We start from the raw sequence: 12,840 nt of genomic DNA on the forward strand, positions 1-12,840 counted from the left end.
GAATGAATGTTTCTTCAAGAACGAAAGGACTTGTTATCATATTGCTTGCTATCCCCTTCCTACTCTTTGCGCAAGGCGAAGACGAAGATTGGCGCGAACGGATGAAATTGCTGATTTATACCCCACGTTATTTCGGGCCAAATGCTTTCCCGATTTCGGAACTGCGGAGCGGTCGTATCGGTACACGCTGGGAGTTGGAACTGAGAGGAGACTATCATTACTATGCGGGTGATAAGACGAGCGATCTCTTCGCCCGGCTCTTTATTCCGATAGCCCATGGCAAGGCGGGGGTGGAAATAGCCGGAGTCGTCACGGAAAATTACGAGACGACGGAGGCTGTGAAGCTCGAGCGTCGTGCCGCAGAAACAAAACCTCCCTTCCGCTGTTACGGCGACGTGCTGATTCATTCGTTCTATCAGGTGCTTCGCAGCGATCGCTGGTGTGACTTGATGGTGAGCGCCAACCTGAAAACGGCCAGCGGAGGCCGCCTGGCCGATGCCCGTTATACGGATGCGGCCTCGTACTGGTTCGATCTGACAGCAGGCCGCAACCTGCTTCAAAATGCCGACGGATCGGCAGCGCTGCGCTTGCAGGGCCTGCTCGGCTTCTATTGCTGGATGACGAACGACCTTGTGCATCGCCAGAACGACGCCTTGCTCTACGGCTTCGGGATGAGCGTGAAATTATACAACGTATCGCTCGCGGCCGATTATTCGGGATTCTACGGCTACAAAAACAACGGCGATCATCCGGTTACTTTGCGCACCAAATTTGAATACGAAATTAAAAAGAACATCATCTCCATACGCTTTAAGCACGGAATGTACGACAATCTGTACGACAGCTATTCGTTAGCCTATATCCGGTGTTTTTAGCGCACCCGCCCCTATATTTTCTTCCTGTCCCACGCCGACCAGCGCAAATAGGCGACACTGACGATCAATAAGCCTGAAAAGTAGACGATTTCTGCAATAAAACAGATATGCACGGGCTGTTGAAGCCAAATACCCGAAACATAAATAAACAGGGTGTAGACGACCAGAACGATCATCTCAAGCCCAAACGCCGAACGCGTATTTCCCGTACCCGATACCCCGCTGAACACGATACTCGCCACCGAGCAACACAATGTGGCCAAAGCAATGACATAAACCGACGGTACGGACGATGCAATCAGCGATACGTCGTTCGTATAAATCGAAAGAATCGTTTCCGGAAACAAAGAGAGCATGGCCGAGAATAAGAGCATGATGCCCATCGAGATTCCGGCAATGCGGCGAATCAGCGGAATCACCATCGGGAACTTACCCGCTCCCATCAGGTTGCTGACCATCGTGTTCGTCGTTGTAGACAATGCATTGACCGGAATGAACATCACGATGTAGATGCTCCGGACGATGTTGGCAATAGCCAGTTCACGCTGTCCGAGCCGTTCCACGACAATGAAAAACAGGAAGAAGGTACTCATCGACACGAAATATTGCAGCATCATAAATACCGAAATGTTCAGTACCTGACGGAGCAGCTTCAGGTCGAACGAACGGAAACGGTTCAAACCGTACTTCCGGCGATCGACCGTCAGAAAGGTGTAGACAAGGAAGAAGCCGACGGCAAACGCCTCGGCTGCCACCGACGCGATGGCCGCGCCCTGAAGACCCATCTTCGGCAGTCCGGCATGGCCGAAAATCAGCAGATAATCCAGCATAACATTAACAACCGCCATCACCGCGGCACTTAGTGTCAACACTTTCGTTCTCGTTATTCCGACAAACAAGGCGCGGAACATGACATTGACGAACGAAAAGAAAAACCCGAACAGCCGCCAGTCGAGATACTCCATCGTCGCGTTCCAAATCTCTCCCGACGAGATCATCAGCCGCATCAGATTACCTGCCCACATCCGCGAAACCAGAAACAGCCCCCCCGCTAATGCCATGAGAAACAGGATGCCCTGAATCACCACAGGGCCGATGGCCGGAAAATTCCGCTCGCCGTTCCGGCGGCCGATCACGATCTGAGAACCTGTACTGAACCCGAATGCAATCGTAAAGGCGCAGATATAATACAGCCCGCCCATGGCCGAAGCGCCTAATTCCACTTCGCCCACACGCCCCAAAAAGGCCGTATCCGTTACGTTAATCACATTTTGCGCCAGCAAACTGAGAAAGATCGGATAGCTTATATTCCAGATATGTCTGTTCGTATACATCGATAAAAAAGGTCTGTCGTCTTGTGCCGGCAGACCTGTCCTTTTCTTTTAAACGCCCGATGCGTTACGCTTTTATTTCAGTTTATTCGTTGCCGTGTCGGGGAAAATGACAGCCGGTTTGAAAGTTTTCGCCTCCTCGAAATCCATCGTAGCATACGAAAGGATGATCACGATATCGCCGGGTTGTACCCTCCGCGCGGCCGCTCCGTTCAGGCAAATAATCCCCGAATCGCGCTCGCCGGCAATCACGTAGGTCTCGAAACGCTCGCCATTGTTATTGTTCAGTATCTGTACTTTCTCGTTCTCGATCAGGTTGGCGGCCTCCATCAACGACCGGTCGATCGTGATGCTGCCGATGTAGTTCAGGTTGGCATCCGTGACCGTCACCCGATGAATTTTCGATTTTAACACCTCGATAAGCATACTCCTTTTTCTCCCTTTAATTTAATATTTGATATTATCAATCAGCCGCACATCACCGCAATAAACAGCCGCACATCCAACCGCCCCGGCCGTTTCGTCCCATGAACGAATCGGCTGCAAACTCGTTGCATCAACGATCTCAAAATATTCGACACGCAACGGCGGATGCTCGTTCAGCGTTTTCGTTACCCATGCTTTCGTTTCCTCCACCGTTCTTGAGGCTGCAAAGATACAACTTTCTTTCAACGTACGCGAAATTACCGGAGCAATCCGCCGCTGTTCAGACGTCAGACGTACGTTGCGGCTGCTCAGTGCCAGCCCGTCCGCTTCGCGCACAATCGGACAGGGCACAATCTCTACAGGCAGCTTCAACAGGCGGGTCATCGATCGGATCACGGCGATCTGCTGAAAGTCTTTCTCTCCGAAATACGCCCGATCCGGTTCGATAATCGTGAATAACTTGCTGACAATCTGAGCTACTCCGTTGAAGTGCCCCGGACGAAAAGCACCTTCCATCACCGTAGCCACTGCTCCAAGGTCGAACACACGGGTGTCCGGTTCGGGATACATCTCCTCGTCCGAAGGAGCAAAGACATACCGGCATCCGGCTTTCTCGAGCAATGCACAATCCTGCTCCAAGGTGCGGGGATACGTCTCCAGATCACGTTTGTCATTGAACTGAGTGGGATTGACGAACACACTGACCACACATACATCATTCTCCTCCACACAACGGTTTACCAGACTCAAATGACCGGCATGCAATGCACCCATCGTAGGCACTAATCCCACACGCTTGCCGGCACTGCGTTCGGCATCCAAAGTGGACCTCAATGCTGCAATACAATTTATTATCTTCATTTCTAAATAGCTATAGTTACTTATGAAAAGCTGAACCCTACGTTCCAAAAATCGACTGCAAAGCAACAAAATAACTTGAACATAACACCGTCTCTTCGGCAACAAATACATTTCTTTTAAGATTCATTCTGAAAATGAAAGCACCGTTTAACCGTTTTTTTTACTACCTTTGTGGTCGATTTTATTTTGCCGAAAAAATGGACGCTAAGAAAATATTGTTTATCGCTCAAGAAATCTCCCCCTATCTGCCGGAGTCCGAGATAGCGAATATATGTCGCCATCTCCCTCAGGGGATACAGGAACAAGGATGCGAAATCAGAACGTTCATGCCCAAATACGGATGCATCAACGAACGCCGTAATCAACTGCACGAAGTCATCCGGTTATCCGGGATGAACCTGATCATTGACGATACCGATCATCCGTTAATCATCAAGGTGGCTTCGATTCAATCAGCGCGGATGCAGGTCTATTTTATTGATAACGAAGACTTCTTTCAACGCAAAGCGACGGTCTCCGACGAAAAGGGAAACGGATTTAAGGATAACGACGAACGCGCCATCTTTTATGTGCGCGGGGTCTTTGAAACGATCAAAAAACTTCGGTGGATTCCCGACATCATTCACTGCCACGGCTGGTTCACGGCCTTAGCTCCGCTGTATCTGAAACGAATGTATTCAGACGACCCGTGTTTTGCCCGTACGAAAGTGGTGTACTCCATTTATGATAAATCATTTAAGTCTACCCTAAACAAAGACCTGAGCAAAAAACTGAAACAAGACGGAGCCGCAACAAGAGACTTGAAAATACTCGAAAAAAATGATTGCATCTCGCTCTCCAAATTAGCAGTCCAATTTTCGGATGGAATCATACAGGGCAGTTCGAAAATAGACAAACGGTTAGGAGAATTTATCGCACAAAGCAAGAAACGTTTTCTTCCCTATCAGAATACGGAACATTATGTTCAGGCCTATAACGAATTTTATAATACGATTTTAAAGAGATAAGATGAAGATAAAACATGCAGCAGCCCTCCTGCTCTTAGGAGGAATTTCACTTTTCAGCGGATGCAACGACGACTTGACCTTGGTCGGTTCTACGATTCAACCGCAGGGGGATCGTAATACGGTCTATACCGATACGTTTCGGATGACGGCCTCCACCGTGAAGCGGGACTCGCTCTATGCCAAAACCACAAGAGGCTTGCTGGGGGAAATCTATGACCCGTTATACGGACATTTGAAGTCAGACTATCTGTGTCAGTTTTATTGCGCTGAAAATTACCGGTTCCCTCATAAACCTCACCAGGGAGAGGTGGATTCGGTGAAGTTGAATATCCGCTTCTATTTCTGGAATGGAGACGGGCAGGCTCTGATGCGAGCCAGAGCGTATGCGGTCAACAAACCTATCGAAAAGAACTATTATACCAACCTTAATCCCGCAGATTACTGCGATATGCAAAATGTGTTTGGAACACAAGTATATACAACATCCGGTTGCTTTAGCGATTCTGTTTCAACGGGACGGAAAGACCAGAAAACGAACAGGGAGATTAAACAGGCAAGGTACGCACTAAAGATCGCGTTGCCGCGAGAATGGGGCACCCGATTTTATAACGAAACGGTCAACAACCCGTCATCGTTTGCTACCCAAGAAGCTTTCAACCGTTTTTTCCCGGGATTATATATCACGACCGATTACGGAAGTGGAAATATTTTGAATGTAAGCGATACGCAATTGTATTTTTATTATCGGCGCCCGAAGAGCAGTAAGAACGACACGCTGGTACGTGACTCCGTCATGTTTCAGGTTACGAAGGAAGTGATACAGCACAGCCGATTCCTGCATACCGACGAGGAGAAATTGCTGACGCCGAACGATCAATATGCGTATGTTAAAACACCTGCCGGCATTTATCCCCGCTTAGTGATTCCGAGCCGGGAAATTGCCAAGACCATAAAAGGTCGTTTCACAAACAATTTGATGCTCAGCTTGAAATATGATCCCCAAGAGAACTGGAAGTACGCGATGTCTCCGCCTCCCTATCTGATGCTTATGCCCGAAGATTCGCTACGGACATTCTTTGAGAACCGGAGCATCGAAAATAATGCAACCACCTTCCTCTCAAGGGACAATACACGCGTAAGCACGCAGTATGGCTATGACCCGGCAACCCGGACGTATTATTTTTCGAACATCATCAACTTACTGAATATACACATTAAAGAAAAACCGGATGAAGACCTTCGCCTTCTGATCGTGCCTGTAGAAAGAGACTTTGCAACTACAACGGATCGATTCGGAAATGTAACGGGCTACTACACAAGAGCAATCCATAATTACCTGATGCTTTCGGGGGTAAAATTCCCGATTGATCAGGAACATATGAAGATCGTTGTCGTTTCCAACAAATATACAGGCAAGTGATTGATCCCCCCGCCCCTCACGGGATGGGGGACGGTTCTTGTCCAAGCCTCACGACGGGCTTGGAAGAATAACATAGGCTCTCTCAGCTTATTTTCATTTCAGATTGTCCAAATTCTAAAAGACTTAAACACGGACAGACCTCCGAATCCGGATAGGACATTTTACCCTGTGATTTTTTTTGCGTGGCTACGCAAAAAATCTCTTTTTTTATCAACCTCTGCGGTGTTCCTGCGCACCTCACGCCTACCTTTGCATCGTTTTAATAAAAAGAATAACGAATTTATTATGTAAACAAAGATGAATGAACTGTGACTGAAAACCCGGAGAAAAGTCGGGAAGACGGAGCTAAGATAAAGAAAAACAGTCCATGCAAAAAAAAACAGCCGATTTATTTGTTGCGTCAGAATAAAATCATTTACTTTGCACGAGTGTAAAAAAATGATAAAGATGCGACAATAAGACGCTGAAAATATTTTGCAAAACTTGCAGACCGATTATTAGACCCGGTTAAATCTGGAAAATTCAACAAGGGAGTCTGAGAATAATTTGTCGAAGCATATGATGCACCCTGCATAAGGGGCATGGACTGTGCTTTTACTTATTCAGACTCCAAGGTTTTCCAGAACCGAACCGGGTGAATAGCAGAAGTTGGGACGTGTCCCTCTCTTTTTTGCCTTTCGGTCACAGTTCAAAACAAAACAAACAATATGATGAAGAACGTACGATTCGCCCCGTGGGTAGGCAGCGCATACACGATGGGCATAGAAGGAAAAAGAATGATGGCGCTGGGCGAAAGTCATTACTGCGCTAACCCGTGTGATGCCGACTCCGGCATGACCAACCGTATCATCCGCCTGTTGTTCGAGCCTGACCGCGAGCACGAAGGGTTTATGAATACGTATACGAAGTTCGAGCGGGCACTGGCCGGAAAGCCGCTCTCGCTGGCCGAAAAAGAACAATGGTGGAACCGGATCCTCTTTTATAACTACGTGCAAAGTCCGATCTCCGGGCCGCGTAAAGAACCGACACGACAAGAGTTTGCCGATTCCGAAGCGGCTTTTTTCGAAGTGCTGGAAACTTATCGACCCGATGGCGTATTGGTATGGGGCAAACGGCTGTATGACAACCTTCCTAAACGGGGCAGACAGCTCGACGACTTGATCTTGCCCGAGGGCGACAGCATCGAGACATGGGCGTACGATCTCCGCAACGGTCATACCGTGCGACTGTTACCCATCACCCATCCTTCGGCCGCATTTACAACCGGATATTGGCATGTAGCCATCTCCACGTTTATCCGCGACATGAAATAACAAACGATTAATATATATATAATGTATGGGAACACAGAATTTTTATTGCGAATACTGCGGAAAGCGGTATCCAAGCGTACAACAACTGACGAACGGACTTTGTCCGCGTCATCCGGACGGGTCTAACCGGGTGAAGCACAAACTTTACGAAGGAGGAGAAAAGAAAATATACACCTGCAAGCATTGCGGAAAGGAGTATCCCACCATCGCTGCGATGGTAATCGGTCCCTGCCCCCGCCATCCTAAAGGAAGCAATCACGGCAAACACGCCCCGGCGTTGTGAGAAAGGAGAAGAGAGATATTAATCTATTTATCTTTGTACTATATATATAGATGAAAGCATGATAGATGACAATTACATATTAAATTATCATGGATAAGATTGAACAATTACGAAGCATAGCTGAATTTTTAGGTCTTAGCAATATTGCTAAAGAATTATCATTAATAGAACTGCGCTCAAAGCAGGAGAATGCAAATATAATTCTTCCTTTAGTGGGCGAGTTTAGTTCGGGTAAGACAACGCTTGTCAATGCGCTGACAGATAGTAAAAGTTTGGAAAGTGCAACGAAGCCAACTACTGCAACCATCTATGAAGTACATTTTGGTTGTGACACTTGTCGTGCAGAGGTGATTGATGCAGATGGCAATCGTATAGAAGTTTCTGAGATAAGTGACTTGAAGAACGATGCGCTGGCAGATGCAAAAGTTGTAACCGTGTTCGATACATCTACACGCGTACCTTCTTCTACTATCATTGTTGACACTCCGGGACTTTCTTCCCCTAATCCTAAGCATAGACAGACCCTTGTGAATTTTCTTCCTAAGGCTGATGGAATACTGCTCGTTACTGATATTAATCAGCAGATAACTCGTTCTCTGACAGATTTTATTGAGATGATTAAGTTGTCTCAACGACCTATTTATTTGGTGCTTACCAAAAGTGATACCAAATCAGAAGGAGATATCGAGTCAGCTAAAGCACACATTAGCAAGAACTGTGAAATCCCCTTGAAACAGGTAGCTGTTGTATCTGCTACAAAAGACTTACTTTCAGATTTATATTCATTGTTTGATGCTATTCAGCATGAGAAAAAGGATATTTTGAGACGTGTCGATGAGCAACGCCTAAAAGATATTGCGAAGTTCATGGCTGATCGTATTGAGGATTTAATGTCGGCATCTTCTTCTGACAAGAATTTAGATGAAGCTATTCTGCAGAGTCAATCAGAACTTAAGAGGATTAAGCGCAATATAGAGCGTCTTGTTGAGTCGGTGTCTGATGATATTGTAGAGCAGGAGCGTACTACTACTCGTAAGTTTGAAGATACAGTGTTCGATAAACTCAATACACTCGTAACGGGTAAGAGTACTGATTTTGACAATGATGCGCTTATGGTAATCAATAGTACAGCATCTTTGTTAATGAATAGTTATAGAAATGGTGTGCAGAATGCTATCCGTGAGAAGGCAAACCGACAGCGAGGAACGGAAAATGAAATATCCTTGAGTTCATTGGAGAATATGGATATTTCTAATATCCAGATGACAGGTCTGAGTGACTTTGTTGCAACGGTATAAAAAATAGGGGTTATTGGTATATTTTTGTATTTGCAAACTAAAAATGTAGATACATATGAGTACCTTACCAACACCCCCGCACAAAGATACATACAAAATAAGAAATTGGAAAGCATACAATCGAAGCTTATGCAACAGGGGACGTCTGACTTTATGGATAAATGATTCGGTACTGAATGAATGGGAGAAAGCTTCCCAGAAGCAAAAGATAGTTGGAGAACAGACTTATTGCGACAGTATTATCCAATGCTGCCTGTTGTTGAAAATCAATTATGGGCTGAAACTACGCCAGAGTACGGGTTTTGTTGAAAGTTTATTTACGCTGATGGGTAAAAGTCATTTGCCCGTACCGGATTACAGCACGCTTTGCCGCCGACAGAACAGCCTTCCCGTAGAAATCGGGGACAGGTTGGCAAGAGGCGAGAAATTAGCAGTGGGGATAGATTCCACCGGATTGAAAGTGTATGGGGAAGGCGAATGGAAAGTGCGTAAACACGGCTATTCCAAGCGTCGCACGTGGCAAAAACTTCACCTGTGCGTTGATTTGGATACGCAGGAAATCCTGTCGGTAGAATTAACTGGTAACGATGAAGATGACGCTTCGGTAGGAGCTAATATGTTGAAGGATAAGACGAATAATATCAAACGATTTGCCGGGGACGGGGCATACGACAAGTTCGGATTCAGGGAAGTTTTGGGAAGCGACATTCTTCAGATTATCCCGCCTCCCAAAAATGCGGTAATACAAAAGGGTAGTAAAAAGACACCTTTGCCCGATTATCTGATTCAGCGCAATAGAGCCGTGGAAGAGATAAACAAACACGGCTCCAAGCGTTGGAAACAGGAAAACGGCTACCACCGACGAAGTCTCAACGAAGTAGCCATGTTCCGGTATAAGACGATTTTCGGCGGAGAATTAGATGCCCGAACACTGAAAAATCAGACAACCGAAGTAAAACTCAAATGTTTGATGTTAAACAAATTCATCGGGACAGGTATGCCCGATGCTTACAAAGTATCTTAATTAACTGCGTAACGGCAGAAAAGAAAAATAACCTCTTGACTACCGTTGCAACAAAGTCGGTCTGAGTTATAATATGGATTTGAATTCAATGGGACATGAATATGATCGCTGGATTAAGGTTGGTGTCATTGCTGCAGCAGCAGTCGGCACTGTTGCTGTAGTTGCCTCAACTGGTGGTGTTGCTGCTGTTGCCACAGCTGCAGAGGGTGCACTTGCTGGTAACAAAGCGATTGACGTTGTCGATACAGTGTCGGATGTGGGGAGTATTATTTCTAACAAAAGAACTGTTAACAGAATTGAAAAAGCAGTTAGTCTTGCTTCAAAGGCTGTTGATAAGTACGAGACTATCGAGAATGGAGCTCAAAGGCTGTCTACAAGAGTTGGTAGTGATAAGGGGCTGATAGACTCTATGGTAGGTTTTGTTACAGATAAACTTCTCTCTAAGCCGCAGCGTATCCGTGCAATACGCAATTATATTGATTCGTCCTTGTCTCCCGATTTCAAGAACAGACTGTGTGAGATTTCTCAACAACTTGTCAATACAGTTAGAGAATCTCTGGGCGAGGAGGCTACAGAATTGATTGGTCAGAAGACTGAAGCCTTGAATCAGTTGAAGACTGAGTGTAAAGAGCAGAAGGAACAATTTGAGCAGAGAATGAGTCAGTTGCGTGAATATAAAACGATGCTATTAACTTTATAAGATTAAATGAAAATGATAGAATTGATTGGTGGGCTTGTCGTTGGTGGTATTGCTGGCGTAGCTCTTAAAGACAAAATTGTAGGTAATTCATCAAAGAATGATGCCAAACAGAGAGAACTGGATACGCTCTATGCTGAGAATGAGAAGTTCCGTAAGCGTAACAAGGATGCAGAGCGTCAAATCGAAGACCTCCTCTCAGAGTTGGAAAAGGTTCGTAGAAAGGCAAAAGAGAATGATGATGAACAAGACGACTTGGAGGACGAACTCAACAAAGCTAAACACGAGTTGAAGTCTCTGCGTCAACAGAATGATGATCTTGCACGTAAGGTTAAGGAATATAAAGACGCCTGTGAAGCCCAAGCTGCACAGATTTCTCTCATGAAAGAAAAGATGGGATAGTATGGATACAACAATGCTCGTATGTGTCATTATAGATATTATTATTGTCATCTTCCTTTGGATTTATTTTTCCAACAAGTCATCCAGCAGTAACATTTCTCAGTTAGAAACTGAAAATGAAGAACTGAAGAAAAAACTTGCAGAAACAGTTAAGAAGGTTCTTGACGACTCTGAATTGGAGGGCAAGATAGAAAAGATAGAGTCCAAATATCAGGCTCTATTAAAGGAAGCCAATGACCAATGTGAGCAACTTGATAAGCAGTTACAAAATGCTATTGATGGAAAGTTAGATGATACTGTAAAGGAACAGCTAGCTCAGACTGAAAAACTGAAAAAGAAAATCGAGGATCTTGAAAAAGAGATTGAAGACAATGAAGATGACATCTCTAACTTGAAAAAAAAGGTCCGTTTGAAGGATGATGACATTGCTGAACTTCAAAATAATCTTAGCAAGGAAAAGAAGAACGCGACAAGCCTGAGAGATGAACTCTCTTCTGTTTGTCAGGCGCTTGATGATAAGGTGGAAGAACTGAAACTCAAGATGGGTTCTTTGGACTTCATTCAGGAAATTCTTTCGGCAAAGGAAATCAGTACGGAGGATACACGGAAACTGTATAAGCGTATTGTTGCTTTTGAATCATTTGTGAAAGGTTCATATATAGACTTAAACACTTTCCTCTTCAAGAGTTATGGAATGTCATGGAATGACTATAAAGGAGATAAAGCACTCGATGCAAAGAAGCAGTATATCATGGATAGTTGCGACCAGTGGACAGCTACAAAGCGTAAATGTTGGTTGGATGGTAAAACAACGATTGCTTTCGTGGGTGAGTTCTCTGCCGGTAAGACTTCTATAGTTAATAGAATTCTCTCCCAAGATAATCCGAATATTCCTAAACTGCCAGTAAGTACTAAGGCGACGACAGCCATTCCTACATATATTGCAGGTGGTTCAGCTGTTTCGTATAGTTTTATTTCTGGTGATGGGAAACGTAAAGAGATTTTAGAAGGTACCTTCAAAAAGGTTTCAAAGGAGATTCTTGACCAAGTAAAGGGTGTCTCTTCTCTTATCAAGTACTTTGTGATGACCTATAAGAATCCTAATCTCAAAGGATTAAGTATTCTTGATACGCCAGGTTTTAATTCAAACGACAGTGAGGATCGTGAACGTACTATTGACGTCATTAATGAGTGCGATGCGCTTTTCTGGGTGTTCGACGTGAATGCGGGTACAGTAAATCGTAGTTCTATTTCTATCATTAAGGAGAAACTCAATAAGCCGTTATATGTTGTGATTAATAAGGTAGACACTAAGTCTGAATCCGAGATACAGAAAGTGGAGAAACTTATTAAGAAGACCTTGGCAGACGAAGAACTGAAAGTGGAACAATTTGTCAGATTTTCAGCTAAAGCACCTATTGAGGATATTATGAATCCAATTCATAATGTTAAGAAGATTAAGTCTCGCGAGGCATTTATGTCTGATGTTAAAGAGGACTTAGACGAACTTTCAAGTATTTTTATAGGGCTTGTTGACGAGGGACAAAAGAAGTATAATAAATTGTATTATGATGGAGATAATCTTATTGAGGAAATTAATGAGAGTATCAATTTACTCCGCCAAAATTGCGAGCAACTCTGTGATATTCCGAGATGGGAAACCCATTTTTTTGGAAGCGATCGTTTTGAAATGTCAAAAGATGAATATAATGACTTTGTAGGCTTAATTGATCAAATATCAATTGATAGGCTCAATGATGTTATTCATAAAGTTAGTGACCGTATAGATAAGGCAAGTGATATTCAGCAAGAATGGTCCGATTTGTGTGATATTAAATCAGCATGGCAGAATATCAATGACTGCCTGAAACAATACAAGAAAGTAACAAAAGAATTGTAATGT

Annotated in this window: 13 protein-coding genes; 10 read left to right on the forward strand and 3 right to left on the reverse strand. The window is 44.5% G+C overall.

The features are described 5' to 3' along the window. Positions 1–2 precede the first annotated feature (2 nt). Positions 3–875, forward strand: coding sequence for a hypothetical protein (locus tag Tanf_RS10930; protein ID WP_052449091.1), 873 nt, complete (start codon positions 3–5; stop codon positions 873–875). 11 nt (positions 876–886) lie between these two features. On the opposite strand, the gene Tanf_RS10935 is transcribed toward Tanf_RS10930, so the two are convergent. From Tanf_RS10935 to panC, 3 genes are all read right to left on the reverse strand, one after another. Continuing rightward, on the reverse strand, positions 887–2,209 hold the full coding sequence (locus Tanf_RS10935) for an MATE family efflux transporter (RefSeq protein ID WP_046825876.1): 1,323 nt from the start codon (positions 2,207–2,209) through the stop codon (positions 887–889). Between the two features lie 72 nt (positions 2,210–2,281). Next, positions 2,282–2,632 (reverse strand): aspartate 1-decarboxylase, encoded by a 351-nt coding sequence (panD, locus tag Tanf_RS10940; RefSeq protein ID WP_014223780.1) that lies wholly within the window; start codon positions 2,630–2,632, stop codon positions 2,282–2,284. A gap of 21 nt (positions 2,633–2,653) precedes the next feature. After that, positions 2,654–3,493, reverse strand: coding sequence for a pantoate--beta-alanine ligase (gene panC / locus Tanf_RS10945; RefSeq protein WP_046825877.1), 840 nt, complete (start codon positions 3,491–3,493; stop codon positions 2,654–2,656). Positions 3,494–3,690: 197 nt separating this feature from the next. Between panC and Tanf_RS10950 the strand changes: the two genes are divergently transcribed. The 9 genes from Tanf_RS10950 to Tanf_RS10990 all read left to right on the forward strand — a co-directional run bounded on the left by Tanf_RS10950 (position 3,691) and on the right by Tanf_RS10990 (position 12,837). Continuing rightward, positions 3,691–4,500 (forward strand): glycogen/starch synthase, encoded by an 810-nt coding sequence (locus Tanf_RS10950; protein WP_041591022.1) that lies wholly within the window; start codon positions 3,691–3,693, stop codon positions 4,498–4,500. Between the two features lies 1 nt (position 4,501). Then, a complete protein-coding gene (locus Tanf_RS10955; RefSeq protein WP_014223783.1) occupies positions 4,502–5,920 on the forward strand; it encodes a DUF4270 domain-containing protein in 1,419 nt (472 codons plus the stop codon). Between the two features lie 707 nt (positions 5,921–6,627). Continuing rightward, positions 6,628–7,233, forward strand: a complete 606-nt coding sequence (locus tag Tanf_RS10960; RefSeq protein WP_236684434.1) for a uracil-DNA glycosylase family protein — start codon at positions 6,628–6,630, stop codon at positions 7,231–7,233. A gap of 25 nt (positions 7,234–7,258) precedes the next feature. Further along, a complete protein-coding gene (locus Tanf_RS10965) occupies positions 7,259–7,516 on the forward strand; it encodes a C2H2-type zinc finger protein (RefSeq protein ID WP_046825878.1) in 258 nt (85 codons plus the stop codon). A gap of 89 nt (positions 7,517–7,605) precedes the next feature. Further along, a complete protein-coding gene (locus Tanf_RS10970) occupies positions 7,606–8,814 on the forward strand; it encodes a dynamin family protein (RefSeq protein WP_046825879.1) in 1,209 nt (402 codons plus the stop codon). A gap of 55 nt (positions 8,815–8,869) precedes the next feature. Beyond that, a complete protein-coding gene (locus tag Tanf_RS10975; protein WP_046825880.1) occupies positions 8,870–9,838 on the forward strand; it encodes an IS5 family transposase in 969 nt (322 codons plus the stop codon). Between the two features lie 73 nt (positions 9,839–9,911). Continuing rightward, a complete protein-coding gene (locus Tanf_RS10980) occupies positions 9,912–10,538 on the forward strand; it encodes a hypothetical protein (protein WP_046825881.1) in 627 nt (208 codons plus the stop codon). Positions 10,539–10,544: 6 nt separating this feature from the next. Next, positions 10,545–10,937 carry a hypothetical protein gene (locus tag Tanf_RS10985; protein WP_046825882.1) on the forward strand — a complete coding sequence of 131 codons (393 nt, stop codon included), beginning with the start codon at positions 10,545–10,547 and terminating at the stop codon, positions 10,935–10,937. Between the two features lies 1 nt (position 10,938). Beyond that, positions 10,939–12,837: a dynamin family protein gene (locus Tanf_RS10990; RefSeq protein WP_046825883.1), complete on the forward strand. Its 1,899-nt coding sequence runs from the start codon at positions 10,939–10,941 to the stop codon at positions 12,835–12,837. The last annotated feature ends 3 nt before the right edge of the window (positions 12,838–12,840 follow it).

Origin of the sequence: Tannerella forsythia (assembly GCF_001006485.1) — a bacterium.
Classification (GTDB): domain Bacteria; phylum Bacteroidota; class Bacteroidia; order Bacteroidales; family Tannerellaceae; genus Tannerella; species Tannerella forsythia.

What these genes read in the sequence shown, in the direction of transcription:
- Tanf_RS10930 (WP_052449091.1), top strand. Translation starts at nt 3, where the DNA reads ATGAATGTTTCTTCAAGAACGAAAGGACTTGTTATCATATTGCTTGCT.
- Tanf_RS10935 (WP_046825876.1), bottom strand. Translation starts at nt 2,209, where the DNA reads ATGTATACGAACAGACATATCTGGAATATAAGCTATCCGATCTTTCTC.
- panD (WP_014223780.1), bottom strand. Translation starts at nt 2,632, where the DNA reads ATGCTTATCGAGGTGTTAAAATCGAAAATTCATCGGGTGACGGTCACG.
- panC (WP_046825877.1), bottom strand. Translation starts at nt 3,493, where the DNA reads ATGAAGATAATAAATTGTATTGCAGCATTGAGGTCCACTTTGGATGCC.
- Tanf_RS10950 (WP_041591022.1), top strand. Translation starts at nt 3,691, where the DNA reads ATGGACGCTAAGAAAATATTGTTTATCGCTCAAGAAATCTCCCCCTAT.
- Tanf_RS10955 (WP_014223783.1), top strand. Translation starts at nt 4,502, where the DNA reads ATGAAGATAAAACATGCAGCAGCCCTCCTGCTCTTAGGAGGAATTTCA.
- Tanf_RS10960 (WP_236684434.1), top strand. Translation starts at nt 6,628, where the DNA reads ATGATGAAGAACGTACGATTCGCCCCGTGGGTAGGCAGCGCATACACG.
- Tanf_RS10965 (WP_046825878.1), top strand. Translation starts at nt 7,259, where the DNA reads ATGGGAACACAGAATTTTTATTGCGAATACTGCGGAAAGCGGTATCCA.
- Tanf_RS10970 (WP_046825879.1), top strand. Translation starts at nt 7,606, where the DNA reads ATGGATAAGATTGAACAATTACGAAGCATAGCTGAATTTTTAGGTCTT.
- Tanf_RS10975 (WP_046825880.1), top strand. Translation starts at nt 8,870, where the DNA reads ATGAGTACCTTACCAACACCCCCGCACAAAGATACATACAAAATAAGA.
- Tanf_RS10980 (WP_046825881.1), top strand. Translation starts at nt 9,912, where the DNA reads ATGGATTTGAATTCAATGGGACATGAATATGATCGCTGGATTAAGGTT.
- Tanf_RS10985 (WP_046825882.1), top strand. Translation starts at nt 10,545, where the DNA reads ATGAAAATGATAGAATTGATTGGTGGGCTTGTCGTTGGTGGTATTGCT.
- Tanf_RS10990 (WP_046825883.1), top strand. Translation starts at nt 10,939, where the DNA reads ATGGATACAACAATGCTCGTATGTGTCATTATAGATATTATTATTGTC.